Here is a 17702-nt window from a genome sequence, read left to right as displayed (position 1 = left end):
GTGCTGGTGACGACCCGGAGGACGGGCCACCGTCCGTGGCGCCACGGCTAGTTGGCGCCACTGAGGCTACGGTGCCACCCGCGCGACCCCTCCCGTCTCGAGAGCCACCCAGAGGGCGCCGTCGGGGCCCAGGGCGATGCCGTGCGGTTCGGACGACGGCGACGGCAGGTCGTACTCGGCGATCTCGCCGCTCGCGGTGACGCGGCCGACGCGATTGGCCCCCCACTCCGTGAACCAGCAGTCCCCCGGGGAGGCGGCGACGATGGCGTGGGGCTTGGACGTGCTGTCGGGAAGCGGGAATTCCTTGATCGTGCCGTCCACCGAGATCCTGCCGACCGCACCCGCCGCGATCTCGACGAACCACAGGGCGTCGCCGTCACTGGTGATCCCCACGGGTGCGGCGCTCGGGGTGGGCAGCGGGTGCAGGACGGTGTCGCCGTCGGTGGTGATGCGGCCGATCGCGTTCGCCTGGTTGAGCGTGAACCACAGGGCGCCATCCGGCCCTGAGGTGATTCCCGAGGGATAGCCGCCCTCGCCGGGGAGGACGAACTCGGTGATCTCCCCTTCGGAGGTGATGCGGCCGATGCGGTCGGTGTTCATCTGGGTGAACCACACCGCGTCGTCCGGGCCCGCGGTGATACCGAAGGGTCCGCTCCCGGGGGTCGGCACGTCGAAGGACGTCGCTTCACCGTCGGTGGTGATGCGGCCGATCCGGTGGTCCTGGGAGCGGGTGAACCACAGGGCTCCGTCCGGCCCGGGCGTGATGACGAGGGGACGGCATCCAGCCGAGTCCAGGGCGTACTCCTCGAGTTCGCCGTCGAGGGAGAGCCGGGCGATGCGACCGTTGTGCGCGAAAGTGAGCCACAGGGAGCGGTCCGGGCCGGCCGTGATGCCGTAGGGCCCGGCCCCCTGGTCCGCCACCGGGATCTCCGTGATGGTCGGGGCAACGGAAGGGTGCACAGCAGCTCCTTGCGGGATCGGCGGGATCGGCGGGATCGGCGGGATCGGCGGGTTCATCGGGGATCTCGCGGGGATGCGCGCGGATCTCACGGGAGCACGGGTGATCTCAGGGGGACGGGGGCCGGCCGGCGTCCCCGGCCGCCGACGTCGGGGTCCGACAGGACCCCGTCCGCGACGGGTCATTCGATCTCCGAGCCGATCACCATCGCACCCTGCCCAGTGGGGGTCAGCGGCCGCAACTGCTTTTCGCGTCGGGGCGGGAGGCCGGGCGATTGGCGCAACTCCCGTACCAGGAGCCGCTGCCGGCCTGCGGCGCCCCGTCGCGCGCCGGTCAGTCGAGGCAGAACTCGTTGCCCTCGGGATCGGTCATCACGATGTGACCGGCGCCGAGCGGAGGAGCCGGCTCGTGGCGCTCGAGCCGGGTGGCGCCGCGGGAGACGAGCCGTTCGGCCTCCGCCTCCAGGGCCGCCATCCGCGCCTCGCCCTCGAGCCCGGGCGCGGCCCGTACGTCGACGTGCACGCGGTTCTTGGCCTGCTTGCCCTCCGGCACCCGCTGGAAGAACAGCCGCGGCCCGGAGCCTTGAGGGTCCTCCAGCGCCGATGCGTCGTTGCGGCGCTCGGGCGGGACGCCCATCGCCTCCAGGGCCTGGTCCCACGAGATGAAGTCCCCGGGCGGGTCCGGCAGCAGGTAGCCGAGGGCGTCGGCCCAGAACGCGGAGAGCGCGGCCGGGTCGGCGCAGTCGAAGGTGATCTGGACGTCGCGGGCCATGTCAGCTCGCCTCCCGTCGGGTCTGCCGGTGCCGGGCGGGCCGGTCGCGGAGCAGAAGGTTCCAGGTGTGGTCGGTCATGCGGCCACACTCCCGCACATCGCGGACAGTTCCGTTCCTTGATGCGGAACGGATGACCGTGTGTCCGCGTCGGCGCCGGTGACGGAAGGCCGCGCCTGAAATGTCGTACGCGCCCGCACGGGCCGCGGCCGCCGCCCGCGCTTCCGCCGGTTTCTCCGCCGGTTCCTCCGCGTGCCCCGCCGGGCCGTCAGAGCTGGGTGACCTGGCGCTTGGGGAGGGAGTACTTCTCGGCGACGGAGTTCCAGAGCTGGGACGCCTGCTTCTTGGCGGTGGTGGCCTCTCCGCTGGCCCGGTTGCCCGCGGCCGTCTGACCCGTGACCCGCGCCTTGCCGCCCGGGCAGCCCTTCTTCCGCCCCTTGGCGACCTGGTCGGCCCAGGCCGCGTAGTGGTTGTCGGCGGCGGCGGATGCCTTCCAGGCGCTCGTCAGCGAGGACGTGAGCGTCCGGTGGTCGGGCAGCTTGTCGACGGAGATCTTCCCCAGGCGCGTCACCAGGCTGTTGCGCTGGCCCGCGGCGGAGCGGAGGTCCTGGGCGGCCTTGCCGAGGTTGCGGCAGGACTTGATGGCCTCGACGGACCGGATGACCGTGGCGCGGCTGTTGTTGCTGTCGGCGAGGAGCCCGTCCAGCTCCTTGGCCTGGGCCTCGGCCGGGTCGGCGGCCGGTGAGGACTTGTTGCCGTCGTCCCCGTCTCCGACGTCTCCGGCCTGCGCGGTCTTCTGGGTGTCGTCCTGGTCGTCACTGCCGCCGCTGAGCGCGGCACCGGCCGCGAGGCCCGCGACGGTGCAGCCCGCGATGACGATCCCGATGAGGGCGAGCGGCGAGAGCCGGCGGCGGCCGCGGCCCTCGGGCTCGTAGGAGCCGGGCGTGGGCGGCTGGTTGCCGAAGCCCTGGCCGCCGTTGCCCTGCTGGGTCGCATACGGCTGGGCGCCGGGCTGCTGCGCGTTCTGCGGCGGCTCGGCGAAGCGCGGCAGGTGCTGGGTGGCTCCGGGCGGCCCGGCGTTCGTCGCGGGGCCGGTACCGGCGTTCGGTCCCGCCGGGGTGTCGGAGCGGAACAGTCCGTCGAAGTCGGCGTGCGGTTGCCGGTCACCGGGCATGCCGGGGCGGATGCCGAACGGCGCGCGCCCGGGCGGGACGGGGCCGCCGGCGGCGGGGTTCTGCGGCGGCTGCCCGTGCGGAAGGGGCGCTTGCGGATCCGGGCCGGACGCGCCGGGGACCGGGGGCATGTACTGCGTCGACTCGGCATCGGGATTGCCGTCCGCCTGGTGCTGCAGCGGCCGGTGACCGAGGAAGGTCGTGGACTCGGAGGGCGCCTCGGGCGGAAGCGCGCCTCCACCGGCTATGGGCGGTATGTACTGGGTGGCGTCCGTGCTGGACACCGCCCCGGCGTCCGGCTGTGGCGGCATCTGCTGCGCCTGCGGCGCCTGTTGGGACGGGAACGGCGTCTCCCCGGTGGGCAGCGGGAGCGACTGCCCGGACCCGTCGTGCTGTCCGTACGCGCCGTGCGGCGCCTGCGGTCCGGGCAGGCCGTGCTGGGCCGGCTGACCGTGGGCCTGCCGGCCGTGTGCCTGCTGACCGGGCTGAGCATGCGCGCCGGGCTGTGCGGCGAGGCCCGGCGGCGGTGTCGGCTGCGCCCAGGAGACGGGCTGCGCGGGCGGATCGAGCGGTGCGGGCGCACCGGGCCCGGCGGGCAACTGCCCCGCGGAGTCCGGCGCGTCGGGCTGCGGAGCCCAGGCGTGGGACTGCGGCGCGGCGGGGCCGAGCGGTTCCTGGGAGGTGTGCGGGGCCGGCGGGCCGGCCGGTGCGTCCGCGGAGTCCGGGCCCCAGGGCCGGCCCCACGGCTGCCCGGCCGCGGGCGAGGCCTGCTGATCCGGGACGAAGGGCTCGCCGCCGTTCGCGGGCAGCACGACGCCCTCGTGGGTGTGGCGGGCCGCGGGGAGCTGCGAATCGTTCCCCTGTCCGCTGTGCGTCACCAGGACTCCTCATGCCTCATGCGGAACGTAACGACGGAAGCGTCGGCTCACGCTACCGGGTTGCTCGGGCGCTCTGCCACGGACCCGTTCCCGCCACCGGTACAGACCTGTGGCGCGGTGGGGCGGGGTTCCGGGGCATCCCGCCAAGGGTCCTGCTCGGAGGCGGAAGCGCACGTTCCGTACGGACGCGCGCGGGGGCCTGCTGGGTTCCGGCGCGTGACGAAGAACTCCTCGGGCCGCCGGTTCTGTGCGGGTGTCCGCCCTTGCCGGGGCGGCGGTTCGGCCCTGCCGGTCCGCGGCTGGGGCGGGAAATCCGGTTGCGCGGGCTGTCCCGCATGGTGCGGAATGTGAACTTCCGCTGCGGGTGCGTGCGGACGGTGTCGCGACGGTTCTGCGGGCGCGGGCGGTGGACCGTGGCGCGGCCCGCGCGAGCACCGTGCGGGCACGGAAGAGCGGCGTGCGGTCACGCCGATCCACCACCGTGGGGACACGAATCAGGACGGACAGGACGGACTTGAGGTGACGGACATGGGCGGGGACGGCAGTGCGCCGCGGAACGGGCAGGACGACCAGCGGGACGCCTCGTACGCACCGCGGAACGCCTCGTACACACCGAACGACCGGCCACTGGGACGGAGCGACCTACCGGACGCATGGTGGACGCCGTCGGGCGTGAGACTCCGTCGGGCCGGTTCCCGGCCGGGGCGCTGGAACTGGCTGTTCCTTCCCGGCGGTCCCGGCCTGGGCTCGGAATCCGTGGCCGGACTGGCCGAGGCGGCCGCGGTCCCTGGGTGCACCTGGCTCGTCGACCTGCCGGGCGACGGCTCGAACCGGGACGCGCCCGAGGTGCCCGCCGACCCGTACGCGGTGTGGCCCGGTGTCGTCGCCGAGCCCGCGACGGCACTGGACGACGTCGTCATGGTGGGCCACTCCACCGGAGGAATGTTCCTGCTGTCCGTCCCCGAACTCGCCTCCCGCCTGGCCGGACTGGCCCTGGTGAGCAGCGCGCCGCACGCGGGCTGGCGGCCGCGGTTCGCGGAGCGGGCGGCGCGGCACCCCGTCCCCGAGGCGGCGGAGGCCGCCGAACGCTACGAGCGGCAGCCGGACGACGCGACCCTGCGGCACCTCGTGCTCGCCTCCGCGCCGTTCAACTTCACCGCGCCCGCGGTCGGCGCCGGCCGGGAGCTCCTGTCCCGCTGCGCGTACAACCATGCCGCGGTGGCGTGGGCGGACGAGCACTTCGACCGTGACTACCGCGCGCGATGGGCTCCCGCGTCCCTGCCGGCCCTGATCATCAGCGGGGCCGAGGACCGGGTCGTCGACCAGAGCCTCTGGCGGGAGGAGCCCGCGTTCACCGCACCGAACGTGCTGCACCGCACCATCGGTTCGGCGGGGCACTTCCCCTGGGTCGAGAACCCGGCGGCCGTCCGGGCGGCGTTCGCCGACCTCACGCACCGGCTCCGGCTCGACGGCGGGGCGTAGGGCGCGGCGGACCGCGTCACCGCCGGGGGTGACGCTCGCTCCTGGGCCGGAGCGTGCGCGAGGCCGCATCGGGACGTGCCGGAACGCCTCAGGAGGCCGAAAAGCGGTCCCGCAGCCGGTACTTGAGGACCTTCCGCAGCGTCTCGTTGCGCGGCAGCGCGTCCACGATCTCCAGCTGCTCGGGAAGCTTGTGCACCGACAGCCCCAGCTCCCCCAGATACGCGGTGACGGCCTCCAGCGTCAGCGGCTCGGCACCCTTCGGCTGCTCGACCACCGCGCACACCCGCTCCCCGCGCGCCGCGTCCGGCAGCCCGACGACGGCCACGTCGCCCACCCCCGGGTGCTGGTAGAGGAGTTCCTCGATCTCCTTGGCCGAGATGTTCTCGCCCTTGCGGATGATGACGTCCTTCAGCCGCCCGGTGAGGACGAGATGGCCGTCCTCCCGCACATGCCCCAGGTCGCCGGTGATGAAGAAGCCGTCCGCGTCGAACGCGGCCGCGGTCTGGTCCGGGTCGGTGTAGCCGCGGCACACGGCCTCGCCGCGCAGCCGCACCTCGCCGTCGGCGATACGGATCTCCATCGCGGCGGGCGGGCGGCCCTCCGTGTGCGCGAGCTGCTCCTCGGTGTCGTCCGGCGACCCCATGGTGATCATCGGTGCCTCGGTCATGCCGTAGCCGTGGGTCAGCCGGCAGCCCAGCTCGGAGACCACCTCGTGGTACAGCTCCGGCGGCTTCGGCGCCCCGCCGCCCGCCAGGAGGCGCAGCGTGGGGATCAGCGGGCGCGAGGGGTCCTCTCGCTGCTCGGCGAGGAACATCGCGTAGAAGGCCGTGGATCCGCCCGCGACCGTGACGCCGTGGCGGCGGTACGCCTCCAGCGACGCCGGGAGCGCGAACTGCTCCAGCAGGACGGCCGGGAAGCCGTGGAGCAGCACCATCACCAGATAGTCGGGGCCGCCGATGTGGGCGTACGGGAAGGCGATCGAGCCGACATCGGCCGGGCTCAGACGCAGCGCGTCGGCGAGGCAGGAGCCTCCGGCGATCAGGCTGCGGTCGGTGTGCAGGACGCCCTTGGGGTCGGAGGTGGTGCCCGATGTCCAGTAGATCCAGCGGACGTCGGTGCCGGAGGCCGGGGGCGGGGGGAGGTGCGCGGGATCGGACTCGGGCAGCGCGTCGTACGCCTCCAGGACGCGCGGGGGTCGCGCGGGCGAGGGCGGGGCCGGCAGGCGGCGCGCCATCTCCGTGTAGTCGAAGCCCCGCCACTCGCCCGGCACGGCGAAGAACTCCGCCTTCGCCGTGCGCAGCGCGAAGCCCGTCTCGCGATCGCGGTAGATGGGGATGACCGGGCTCTGCACGGCGCCGAGGCGGGCGAGGGCCAATGAGAGCACCACGGTCTCGATGCGGGTGGGGAGCTGCCAGGCGAACGGGGTGCCGGGGCGGACGCCCAGTTCGTACAGCCCCGCGGCCACGCGCTCCGCGCGGTCCCGCAGTCCGCCGAAGGTGATCCGCCGGTCCTCCTCCGGCGTGGCTCCGGCCTGGAGGAGGGCGGGTGCGTCGGGCGTGAGGCGCGCGCGCCGGTCGACCAGCTCCCAGAGGGTCGCGGAGGCGGCCAGTTCGTGCGCGGTGGTGGCGGAGGCCGGTTCGTGCGGGGTGGTGGCCGCTTCGTGGGCCGGGGTGGCCGCTTGGGTGGCAGCGGTGGCAGCGGTGGCAGCGCTGGCCGCTTGGGTGGCAGCGGGAGCCGCGTCGCGACGTGCGGCGGAGCCTTCGTGTGCGGTGGCTGTGGCGTCGTCCATGACACTCCCCAGATCTGATGGACCGTCAGACCGCGTGCCCGGAAGCGTACGGGTGTGCGCCTTGTCGGTCCAGGGGTCGGGGGCTAGCCTCGTTTCTGACGGGTCATCAGAAATGGTTCATCGGAAACGAGGGGAGACGGCGATGGAGCTACCGCGGATCGTCAGCGTCGACGACCATGTGATCGAGCCCGCGCACCTCTTCGAGACCTGGCTCCCGGCCAGGTACCGCGACCGCGGCCCCAAGCCGCTGACGGCCGGGATCGGCGAACTCGCCTACGTCGGCGGGAAGTACGTCATCACCATGGACCCCGAGGGCCCGCCCACCGACTGGTGGATCTACGAGGACCTCAAGTTCCCGTACAAGCGCAACATCGCCGCCGTCGGCTTCGACCGCGACGAGATGACCCTCGAGGGCATCACGCGCGCGGAGATGCGGCGCGGCTGCTGGGACCCCGCGGCCCGGCTCGCCGACATGGACCTCAACCACGTCGAGGCCTCGCTCTGCTTCCCCACCTTCCCCCGCTTCTGCGGACAGACCTTCGCCGAGGCGAGCGACAAGGAGGTCGCGCTCGCGTGCGTGCGCGCCTACAACGACTGGATGGTGGAGGAGTGGTGCGGCGACAGCGCCGGGCGGCTCATCCCGCTCTGCCTCATCCCCCTCTGGGACATCGACCTCGCCGTCGCCGAGATCCGCCGCAACGCCGCACGGGGCGTACGCGCCGTCACCTTCAGCGAGATCCCCACCCACCTCGGCCTCCCGTCGATCCACTCCGGCTACTGGGACCCGTTCTTCGCCGTGTGCGAGGAGACGGAGACCGTCGTCAACATGCACATCGGGTCCTCGTCGCAGATGCCCGCCGCCTCACCCGACGCACCGCCCGCCGTCCAGGCATCGCTCAGCTTCAACAACGCGATGGCGTCGATGATGGACTTCCTCTTCAGCGGGGTCCTCGTGAAGTTCCCGCGACTCAAACTGGCCTACAGCGAAGGGCAGATGGGGTGGATCCCCTACGCCCTGGAGCGCGCGGACGACGTCTGGGAGGAGCACCGGGCGTGGGGCGGGGTCCGCGACCTCGTCCCCGAACCGCCGTCCACCTACTACTACCGGCAGATCTTCTGCTGCTTCTTCCGCGACCGGCACGGCGTCGCCTCACTGGACGTCGTCGGCCGCGACAACGCGACCTTCGAGACCGACTACCCGCACGTCGACTCGACCTTCCCGCACACCAAGGAGGTCGCCCTCGACCATGTGAAGGGGCTCGACGACGAGACGGTGCACAAGCTCATGCGCGGCAACGCCATCCGCATGCTCGGCCTCGACCTGGACCTGGACCGGGGCCTGGGCCGGGACCGGGACCGCTTCGACGGAGCGCGGTGAGCGACGCGTGGACCTGGCGTACAGCGAGGAGGAGGAAGCCTTCCGGCAGGAGTTGAGGGCCTGGCTCGGAAAAGCGCTGCCGGGCCTGCCGACCAAGCCGGACCCGGACGACTGGCCGGGGCGCAGGGCGTACGACCTGGGCTGGCAGCGCGTGCTGTACGACGCCGGATACGCCGGACTGCACTGGCCCGCCGACGCCGGCGGGCGCGGCGCCACCCCGACCCAGCACCTCATCTTCCTGGAGGAGACCGAGCGGGCCGGAGCGCCGTACGTCGGGGCGAACTTCGTCGGCCTCCTGCACGCCGGACCCACCATCGCCGCCGAGGGCAGCGACGACCAGCGGCGGCGCTGGCTGCCACCGATCCTGCGCGGCGAGGAGATCTGGTGCCAGGGCTTCAGCGAACCCGGCGCCGGATCCGACCTCGCCGCCCTCCGCACCCGCGCCGTACGGGACGGCGACGCGTACGTCGTCACCGGCCAGAAGATCTGGACCTCGCACGCCGAGGTCGCCGACTGGTGCGAACTCCTCGTCCGCACCGACCCGGACGCGCCCCGCCACCGCGGCATCACCTGGCTCGCCATGCCCATGGACGCCGACGGCGTGACCGTACGGCCGCTGCGCACCCTCGCCGGGTCGACGGAGTTCGCCGAGGTCTTCCTCGACGAGGTGCGGGTGCCGGTCTCCTGCCGGGTGGGCGAGGAGAACGACGGCTGGCGCGTCACGATGGTGACCCTCTCCTTCGAACGCGGGACCGCCTTCGTGGGCGAGGTCGTCGCCTGCCGACGCGTGCTGGAGGACCTGGCGCGCACGGCGCGGGCGAACGGGCGGTGGGACGACCCGGTGCTGCGCCGCCGCCTCGGGCGGCTGGCCGCGGAGTTCACCGCGCTGTGGCGGCTGACCCAGTGGAACGTGAGCGCGGCTGAGGGAACGGGCGGAGTACCGGGTGTCGGCGGCTCTGTCTTCAAGCTGCGCTACTCGCAGGCGCGCCAGGAGCTGTACGACGCGGCGGCCGACGTGCTGGGGGCGGACGGCGCGCTCGACGCCGGGCATCCGTGGACCGCCGACCGGCTCTCCTCGCTCTCGTACACGATCGCGGCGGGCACCTCGCAGATTCAGGCGAACATCGTCGCCGAGCGGATCCTCGGCCTGCCGAAGGGGCGGTGAGCGCGGTGGACTTCCGGCTCACGGAGGACCAGGAGGCACTGCGGAGGGGGTTCCGCGAGCTGCTGGCGCGGAGGTTCCCTCGGGAGCGGCTGAGGGCCGCCGTCGATCACGCGGCGCCCGGTGGGACGGGGGTGGACCGGGCGCTGTGGCGCGACCTGGGCGAAGCAGGTCTGTTCGCGCTGCGGTTGCCGGAGGAGGGGGAGGGCGCGGACTCCGCGTGCGGCGGGGTCGGGTTGGGACTGCCGGAGGCGGTGCTCCTCTTCGAGGAGGCGGGGCGCGCGCTGCTGCCGGGGCCGCTCGTCGCGACGCATCTGGCGGTGACGCATCTGGCCCGTACGGGCAGGGGTGCGGGCGCGCGTGTGGACGCGGGCGCGGGTGTGGGCGTGATCGAGGCCGCGGCGCGGGGCGAGGCGGTGGTGACCGCTCTCGACGGACGCGGTGCGGGCGACGGCAACGCCGGGCTGGTCGAGCACCTGCCGTCGGCCGACGCGGTGCTGGTCGTGGGCGACGACGGAGACGGCCGAGGAGAGGGGGGCCCGGGTGCGGGCGTTGATGCGGGCGTTGATGTGGACCCGGACGTTGACGTGAAACCGGACGTGGACGTCCGGATCGTCGCCGTCGGGGAGTTCGGGGCGGGCGGACGCGGCGTGCCAGATGAGCAGGGTGGCGGGGAGGGCGAGGAGGACGGGGAGGACGGGGAGGACGGCGCGGAGGCGGTGGGGTTGCGATCGGTCGACCCCGCAACGCCACTGCACCGGGTCGCCCTTGCCCCGTGGCGGACGGTTTCCGACGGGCGGGGCGGTGGCGACAGCGGTGCCACCGGTGGCTCTTCCCGGTGCGGTGCGGTGGTGCGGCGGGAGGCGGCCCTGCTCACGGCGGCACAGCAACTCGGCAGCGCCTCGTGCACGGTCGCGGCGGCGGTCCGCTACGCGGGCGAGCGCGAGCAGTTCGGGCAACCCATCGGCGCGTTCCAGGCCGTCAAGCACCTCTGCGCGCGGATGCTGGTGCGGGCGGAGGTCGCCCGGAGTGCGGTCTACGCGGCGGCCGTCACCGGCGACGCGTACGACATCGCGGCGGCCAAACTGCTCGCGGACGACGCCGCCGTACGCAACGCCCGCGACTGCCTCCAGGTCCACGGCGGGATGGGATTCACCTGGGAAGCGGATGTCCACCTCCATCTCAAGCGGGCATGGGTGCGATCTCGCCAATGGCGGTCCGCGGCCGAGGCCGAGGAACTTCTCGCGGACAACCTTGTCGACCGAAGAATGTCCCGCCAGAAAGCGCCATCAGCGGAATGTCCGAATGATTCGGCTCAGTTCGGATGAGTTCAGGGAGGAAAGTCACTGAGCGTTGATATGGGGTTGTGTCCTATACGTGACTCGTCACAGGGGGGAGTCACGGCACTGCTCCGGTACTCTGCCTCGGGTGCGAGGAGTTCTGATGCGCAACCATCCCGGTGTGGCCAGTGTGGCGATCCCGGGGTGTCGAATGTGCGCCACTCGCGCCAGGTGGGGGCAGGGAAAGCCCCTTCTTTCGAGTCCCCGAAGCGCGAGCCGCACAGTATGCAGCACGCGTACTCCGTTCCGTCGGAATATGCCTGAAGCGCTTGTTGGGGTGACTGTACGTCAACCATGCTGTTCTCCGGCGGGGTCACGGAGTGTGACCTCTTGGAGACGCGAGGCGATGTGTCCGCCGGTTCGGATGGTGTGAGCGGTGCAGGTGCTTCAGGTTCAGCTCGAGGTGCGGCCCGATCCCGCGGAAGTGGGGCGGGCTCGTCGGTGGGCTCGTTCGCGGCTCGCCGGGTCCGGAATAGCGCCGGACGAGCCTCTGGCGGAGACGCTGGTCCTGCTGATCTCGGAGCTGGTCACCAACGCCGTGGTGCACACCGGGTGTCCGGCCGTGCTGCGGATGCTGCTGCCTGACGCTGCGGTGAGCGGGACCGGTACCGAGTCCGAGTCGGGGTCTGCTTCCGGCTCCGGCTCCGGTTCCGGTTCCGGCGCGGGTTCGGGCGTCCCGGGCGCGCGTACGGAGCAGGGTGCCGGAGCGGTGCGCGGGACCGTACGGGTCGAGGTCGCCGACCGCAGCGCCCACGCCCCGAAGCCGCGGCACGCAGAGGGCGACGACACCAACGGGCGTGGCTTGGAGCTGGTCTCCGGCCTGGCCGACCGCTGGGGCTGGTGCCCGGAGGACGGCGGCAAGAGCATCTGGTGCGAGATCGACCGCGGAGGTCCGTGCGTCGCGCCGCAACGGGCCGGTCGTGCGCAGGTGGTGGCGAACCCCGACGGGGCATCACCCGTTCCGCCGCTCGGCGAGTCCGTGGTGCGGCCGGTCGGACAGGCGCTGGGGCATGTGCTCGGGGCCTGGGGCCAGTCCGCCGCGGGGACGTCGACGGGATCGCGACCGCTGGCCAGCCGCTGACGCGGTCCCGCCGGTGCAGGCTCTGGTGGGTGGAACCAGGCCCGGGTCGGCGGGTGTTGCGATGCGGTGACGGCCAGGGCTGTGGCTGTGGTCGCGGGTGCGGGTGCGGGTGCGGGTGCGGTGTGCGCCGGCGCACCGGACGGGCATCGGCGAACAGGCTAAGCGAAACGGGCACGGCGAAAGCGGGCATACGCCGCAAAGTCCAGACCAGGTGTTGACGTCCCGTGTTCACTTGATCACCCTTGTGGGGAACGATTCGTCGCGAGGGGACGTCGAGGGCGACCCGGCCTGTTGGCTCCGGTCCTCGGCGAGTGCGGGTCGTGGTCCGGTGCGGCCGCTCACCGAGTGAGCGCGGCGCCTGGGCGCCGGAGCCGGGTGGCGGTCGCCGTGCCGTGCTCGGGGCGCGCATGAGCGCACCGCCACCCGACCGGCCTTGCTGAATCGGTCACTGATTCCGAGCGCGGCGGAATCGGCAACGGCCGGTTCGGGAAAGCCGTTTCTTGCGGACTCCTCCCATGGACCCGCCGCCGGTCCGCCGCGGTGCCGATCGCGGGGGTCAGAGAATCGCCACGGGCGCGACGGGGGTTCCGGTTCCGCCGACGAACGGTTCGGGCATGGCCGACAGCAGGAACGCGTACTGCCTCTCCTCGGCGCAGACCTCTGACAATTCCTCCAGATTCCAGTTCTGCCCCTGCAGCATGCCCATGTCGACGAGATCGAGGGCATGGACGCCGAGCCAGAGATTCTCGATCTCCGGAGGAAAGATCTCGAAGGTGAGGGTGTCGTTCGCGACGGCGGCGACATCGCGCGCATGGAACCACGCGGGGCAGCGGATCGACAGGCCCGGAGACGGAAAGGCGTAACCGTGCTTGTCGCCCGCCAGGTACTGCTGGATCTGCCCGGTCCGTACGAGCACGATGTCCCCGGTCCGCACTCGCGTACCCGCCAACTCCTGGGCGGCTTCGAGGTCTTCCGGCGTGACCGCGTGGCCGCCGTCGAGGCGGGCGGTGCCGCGGGCGCGGGCGACGTCGAGGAGCACCCCGCGCGACACGATGTGCCGCGCCTTCTCGATGCCGCTGAACGCCGCCCGGCCGTGGCTGGTGATCGAGCCGGCCGGGCGCCCGTTGTAGATCCTGCCCGCGTACGACACGTGGGTCAGTGCGTCCCAGTGGGTGGCCGTCTGTAGCGCCATGGTGACGGTGTCGTCGCTGGTGGCCACCGTTCCCGGGCCGAACAGCTCCTGGTTGACGGCGATCATGGTGTGGAGCGGATTGGTCCGGCCGGGAATCACACCCGTCTGCACGCCGTCGTGCTGGAGCGGCAGGGCGAGGGGGACGCGTCGGCCGGTGCGCACGGTGCCTGCCGCGGCGCGCACCACCGCGTCGGTGACGAGGTTGAGAGTGCCGATCTCGTCGTCCTCGCCCCAGCGTCCCCAGTTGTTGACGCGCTTGGCGATGTCGTGGAACTCCGGCGGCAGTGCCATGGGTTTCCCGCCCTTCTCCCCAGCCAGTTCGCCTCGACCGGCGGTCCGGTGCTCGCGGCCGTCCCGAGCCGGACGGCCGCCGGGTCGTCCCGGTCGGATCTCGGTCAGCCCGGTCGGTTCCTGGGTCGGAACGGTCGGGCTCGTCCGACCGGTCGGGCTGGTCGGTCCTCGGTCGGTGCGGCCGGTCCTGAAGTGCCGAATCCCGTACGGGGCTTGTGCTCAAGACCGCCTCTGCCGAAAATCTAACGGTCCGTCAGAAACTGCGGAAGGGGCGCGGCGTGGGGAACTTCCTGGCAGGCAAGGTCATCGCCGTCACCGGTGCCGGTCGCGGCATCGGGCGGGCGGTCGCCCTCGCCTGCGCGGCCGAAGGGGCGAAAGTCGTCGTCAACGACTACGGCGTCTCCATCGAAGGCGCGGAGCCGGCGAGCGACATCGCCGAGGCCGTGGTGAAGGAGATCGAGGCGGGCGCGAGCGGAGACGGCGGGGCGCGCGCCGGGGGAGAAGCGGTGGCCGTCGCCGACGACATCTCCACGATGGCCGGTGGCCAACGCGTCGTGGACACCGCCCTGGAGCGGTACGGACGCATCGACGGCGTCGTCTGCGTCGCCGGGATCCTCCGCGAGCGCATGCTCTTCAACATGAGCGAGGAGGAGTGGGACCCCGTCCTCGCCACGCACCTGAAGGGCACGTTCACGGTCTTCCGTGCGGCCTCCGCGGTCATGCGCAAGCAGGGTGGCGGCACACTGGTCGGCTTCACCAGTGGCAACCACCAGGGCAGCGTCTCGCAGGCCAACTACTCGGCGGCCAAGGGCGGAATCATCTCGCTGGTCCGCAGCGCGGCACTCGGACTCCACAAGTACGGGGTGACCGCCAACTGTGTCGCGCCCGTGGCCCGTACGCGGATGTCCGCGAACGTTCCGATGGAACTCAAGGAGATCGGCGACCCCGAGGACGTCGCGGCGCTCGTCGTCTACCTGCTCAGCGACCGGGCGAGGGAAGAGAAGATCACCGGTCAGGTCTACACGATCGCCGGTCCCAAGATCGCGGTGTGGGCGCAGCCGAGAGAGCTGCGGTCCGCGTATGCGGAGGGCGCCTGGACCCCGGAGCGGATCGCCGACTTCCTCCCGGGGACCGTCGGCACCGACCCCATGCCGATGCTCGCGCAGCTGGAGGCGATGGCGCAGGCCGCCGCGGCCGCCAAGGCGACGACTGCCAAGACGACGAACGCGGCAACGGCGCAGCAGGGGGACAACCCCCCTGCGCAGCGCGGGAAATAGAAGGGGAACGCCGTGGACTTCAGCTTCGGGCCCGAGGACGAGCGATTCCGCGCAGAAGCACGCGCCTGGCTCGACACGCACGTCATCGGTGCGTTCGCGAACCGCGTGGGCGAACCGGGGGCGGGCGCGGTCGCGGGTACGGGTGGCGGGGACGTCACAGCCGACGACGTCGCTGCCGCCGGTGTGACCACTGGGCAGGCCGCCATCGTTTCCTCCCTCTCCGGGGCCCCCACCCCCACCCCCACCCTCCCCGCCCCTCCCGCCCCTCCCGCCCTTCCCGACTCCTCCGGCAGGCGGCAGCGCACCGCTTGGGAGCGCGAGCTCGGCGCCGATGGCTGGATCGGCCTCGGCTGGGACCGCACCCACGGCGCTTGGGGCAACCGGGCCGCCGGCCTCACTCAACAGGTCGTCTGGGCCGAGGAGTACGCCCGCGCCAAAGCCCCGTCCCGCGTCGGCCACATCGGTGAGAACCTGCTTGCACCCACCCTCATCGCCTTCGGCGACGAGGCCCAGCGGGAGCGCTTCCTCCCACCGATCGCCCGCGGCGAAGAGCTGTGGTGCCAGGGCTACAGCGAACCGGGCGCAGGCTCCGACCTGGCCGGGCTCCGCACCACGGCCGTGCGGGACCCCGCCGACGGCACCTACCGCATCACCGGCCAGAAGATCTGGACCTCCCTCGCCCAGTACGCGGACTGGTGCTTCGTCCTCGCACGGACCGAGCCGGGGTCACAGCGTCATCGCGGTCTCTCCTTCCTTCTCGTGCCGATGGACCAGCCGGGCCGGATCGAGGTTCGGCCGATCCGACAGATGTCCGGCGCCGCCGAGTTCAACGAGGTGTTCTTCGACGGGGCGGTGGCCGCCGAGGAGCACATCGTCGGTGGCCCGGGCAACGGATGGCGCGTCGCCATGGGCCTCCTCGCCGTGGAGCGAGGCGTGTCGACACTCGTCCAGCAGATCGGTTTCGCCGAAGAGCTGGACCGCGTCGTCGCGCTGGCCGTCAGGACCGGGGCCGCGGACGACCCCGTCCTGAGGGACCGGCTGGTGCGCCAGTGGGCCGAACTCCGCACCATGCGCTGGAACGCCCTGCGCACCCTCGGCACCAGCACCAGCACCAGCCCCGGCACCAGCATTGCGACCAGGACCCCGGGCCCCGCCACGGGCACCGGCACGGACCCCGGAGCACCCAGCGTCGCCAAGCTGCTCTGGGGCGGATGGCACCAGCGCCTCGGCGAACTGGCCATGCACGCGCAGGGCGGGGCCGCTGCCTTCGGGCCCGCGGACTGGTCGGCCGACCGCCCGTACGAACTGGACGCCCTGCAGCACCTGTTCCTCTTCTCCCGCGCCGACACCATCTACGGCGGCTCGGACGAGATCCAGCGCAACATCATCGCCGAGCGGGTGCTCGGCCTGCCGAAGGAACCCCGATGACGACGACGTACCAGCACTGGATCGGCGGCGCCTGGCGGGCGCCGGTGGCCGGCCACTACCCCGTCATCAACCCGGCGACCGAGGAAGTAGTCGGCAGCGCACCTGAGGCCGCCGGCGCCGACGTCGCCGATGCCGTCGCCGCCGCACGCGCCGCCCACGAGGAGTGGTCGCGCACCGAGCCCCGCGAACGGGCGAAGGTGCTCGACCGCGTCGCCGACCTGCTGACCGAGCGCGGCAAGGACCTCGTGCCGCTCCTGCAGGCCGAGACGGGCTCCACCCTGCGCGTCGCCTCGACCATGCAAGTGCCCACCGCCGCCGACCGGTTCAGGCGCTACGCCCGCGGCGCACTGGAGCCCGGCACCATCCCGCTCGCACCCCAGCCCGTCAGGGCGAGCCCGCTCGCGCCGGGCGGGCTCATCGGCGCCGCGGCCGTCCGCCGCCCCGTGGGTGTCGTCGCATGCATCACCTCCTACAACTTTCCGATCGTCAATCTCGCGGGCAAGGTCGCGCCCGCTCTGGCCATGGGCAACACGGTCGTCGCCAAGCCGGCCCCGCAGGACCCGCTGGGCTGCCTGGAGCTGGGCCCGCTGCTCCAGGAGGCCGGGCTGCCCGCGGGCGCGTTCAACGTCGTCACCGGCTCGGGCGCGGCGGCCGGTGAGGCGCTGGTCGCCCACCCAGATGTGGACATGATCAGCTTCACAGGGTCGACCGCTGTGGGACGGCGGATTGCCACGTCCGCAGGGGAGACGATGAAGCGCACCCTCATGGAACTCGGCGGCAAGGGCGCGGCCATCGTGCTGGGGGATGCCGACGAGAGGGTGGTCAAGTCGGCGATCTCGGCAGTCGGTTCTACGTGGTCGTTCCACAGCGGTCAGATCTGCACGGCTCCGACCCGCGCTCTCGTCCATCGATCGCTGTACGAGAAGGTCGTCGCCGGTCTTGAACACTACGCGTCGGCGCTGACTGTCGGGGACCCTGTGGATAACTCCACGGTCGTCGGCCCGTTGATCTCCGCCGCGCAGCGCGACCGCGTCGAGGCGTACATCGAAGGGGCCGTCGACCAGGGCGCTCGTCTCGTCGTCGGCGGTGAACGCCCCGGCACGAAGACCGGTTTCTACGTCGCGCCCACGCTCCTCGCGGACGTCGACCCCGCCATGACCGTCGCGCAGGAGGAGTTGTTCGGCCCGGTCGTCGTCGCGATCCCCTTCGACGACGAGGACGAGGCGTTGCGGATCGCCAACGGCACCCCGTACGGCCTCTACGACTACGTCTTCAGCGCCGACGCGGGCCGCGCCTGGGCCCTGGCCGCCCGGCTCCGTAGCGGCAACGTCGGCATCAACACCGTCCAGCGCCACCCCGAGACGCCGTTCGGCGGCTTCAAGGAGAGCGGAGTGGGCCGTGACGGCGGCTCGTTCGGCCTGCACGCCTACAGCGAGCTCCAGTCCGTCGTCTGGCCTTCCTGAGGCCGGACGTCCAGGGACATCCAGGCCACGGCGAGCAGACAC

At 72.5% G+C, this 17702-nt stretch carries 13 protein-coding genes; 8 read left to right on the top strand and 5 right to left on the bottom strand.

Going from position 1 to position 17702, the window contains the following annotated elements; all coding sequences use genetic code 11:
• Positions 1-66: 66 nt before the first annotated feature.
• From ABZ822_RS01750 to ABZ822_RS01740, 3 genes are all read right to left on the bottom strand, one after another.
• A complete protein-coding gene (locus ABZ822_RS01750; protein ID WP_360845667.1) occupies positions 67-960 on the bottom strand; it encodes a virginiamycin B lyase in 894 nt (297 codons plus the stop codon).
• 331 nt (positions 961-1291) lie between these two features.
• Positions 1292-1729, bottom strand: a complete 438-nt coding sequence (locus tag ABZ822_RS01745; protein WP_360845665.1) for a VOC family protein — start codon at positions 1727-1729, stop codon at positions 1292-1294.
• 266 nt (positions 1730-1995) lie between these two features.
• The gene (locus ABZ822_RS01740) at positions 1996-3777 is read right to left on the bottom strand and encodes a hypothetical protein (RefSeq protein WP_360845663.1); all 1782 of its coding nucleotides are present in this window, start codon (positions 3775-3777) and stop codon (positions 1996-1998) included.
• A gap of 672 nt (positions 3778-4449) precedes the next feature.
• On the opposite strand from ABZ822_RS01740, the gene ABZ822_RS01735 reads away from it, so the two are divergent.
• Positions 4450-5259 (top strand): alpha/beta hydrolase, encoded by an 810-nt coding sequence (locus tag ABZ822_RS01735; RefSeq protein ID WP_360845661.1) that lies wholly within the window; start codon positions 4450-4452, stop codon positions 5257-5259.
• Positions 5260-5347: 88 nt separating this feature from the next.
• Here the strand turns inward: ABZ822_RS01735 and ABZ822_RS01730 are convergent, their stop codons facing one another.
• A complete protein-coding gene (locus ABZ822_RS01730; protein WP_360845659.1) occupies positions 5348-7048 on the bottom strand; it encodes an AMP-binding protein in 1701 nt (566 codons plus the stop codon).
• A 142-nt stretch (positions 7049-7190) separates the two neighbouring features.
• On the opposite strand from ABZ822_RS01730, the gene ABZ822_RS01725 reads away from it, so the two are divergent.
• The 4 genes from ABZ822_RS01725 (at position 7191) to ABZ822_RS01710 (ending at position 12009) form a co-directional block, all read left to right on the top strand.
• Positions 7191-8426: an amidohydrolase family protein gene (locus ABZ822_RS01725; protein WP_360845657.1), complete on the top strand. Its 1236-nt coding sequence runs from the start codon at positions 7191-7193 to the stop codon at positions 8424-8426.
• Positions 8427-8433: 7 nt separating this feature from the next.
• Positions 8434-9591: an acyl-CoA dehydrogenase gene (locus ABZ822_RS01720; RefSeq protein WP_360845655.1), complete on the top strand. Its 1158-nt coding sequence runs from the start codon at positions 8434-8436 to the stop codon at positions 9589-9591.
• A gap of 5 nt (positions 9592-9596) precedes the next feature.
• Positions 9597-10916 (top strand): acyl-CoA dehydrogenase family protein, encoded by a 1320-nt coding sequence (locus ABZ822_RS01715; protein WP_360846927.1) that lies wholly within the window; start codon positions 9597-9599, stop codon positions 10914-10916.
• Positions 10917-11304: 388 nt separating this feature from the next.
• On the top strand, positions 11305-12009 hold the full coding sequence (locus tag ABZ822_RS01710) for an ATP-binding protein (protein WP_360845653.1): 705 nt from the start codon (positions 11305-11307) through the stop codon (positions 12007-12009).
• Between the two features lie 556 nt (positions 12010-12565).
• On the opposite strand, the gene ABZ822_RS01705 is transcribed toward ABZ822_RS01710, so the two are convergent.
• Complete coding sequence (locus ABZ822_RS01705; protein WP_360845651.1) at positions 12566-13492, bottom strand: cyclase family protein; 927 nt, start codon at positions 13490-13492, stop codon at positions 12566-12568.
• Positions 13493-13770: 278 nt separating this feature from the next.
• Between ABZ822_RS01705 and ABZ822_RS01700 the strand changes: the two genes are divergently transcribed.
• From ABZ822_RS01700 to ABZ822_RS01690, 3 genes are read left to right on the top strand one after another with little or no spacing between them, the layout of a single operon-like run.
• The gene (locus ABZ822_RS01700) at positions 13771-14769 is read left to right on the top strand and encodes an SDR family NAD(P)-dependent oxidoreductase (protein ID WP_360845649.1); all 999 of its coding nucleotides are present in this window, start codon (positions 13771-13773) and stop codon (positions 14767-14769) included.
• A gap of 12 nt (positions 14770-14781) precedes the next feature.
• Positions 14782-16197, top strand: coding sequence for an acyl-CoA dehydrogenase family protein (locus ABZ822_RS01695; protein WP_360845647.1), 1416 nt, complete (start codon positions 14782-14784; stop codon positions 16195-16197).
• Positions 16194-17660 carry an aldehyde dehydrogenase family protein gene (locus ABZ822_RS01690; RefSeq protein ID WP_360845645.1) on the top strand — a complete coding sequence of 489 codons (1467 nt, stop codon included), beginning with the start codon at positions 16194-16196 and terminating at the stop codon, positions 17658-17660. The genes ABZ822_RS01695 and ABZ822_RS01690 overlap by 4 nt, the downstream gene beginning before the upstream one ends.
• Positions 17661-17702 lie beyond the last annotated feature (42 nt).

It is taken from the genome of Streptomyces sp. NPDC047108 (assembly GCF_040643575.1).
In the GTDB taxonomy this organism is placed as follows: domain Bacteria; phylum Actinomycetota; class Actinomycetes; order Streptomycetales; family Streptomycetaceae; genus Streptomyces.
This window is presented reverse-complemented; position numbering and strand designations above follow the sequence as displayed.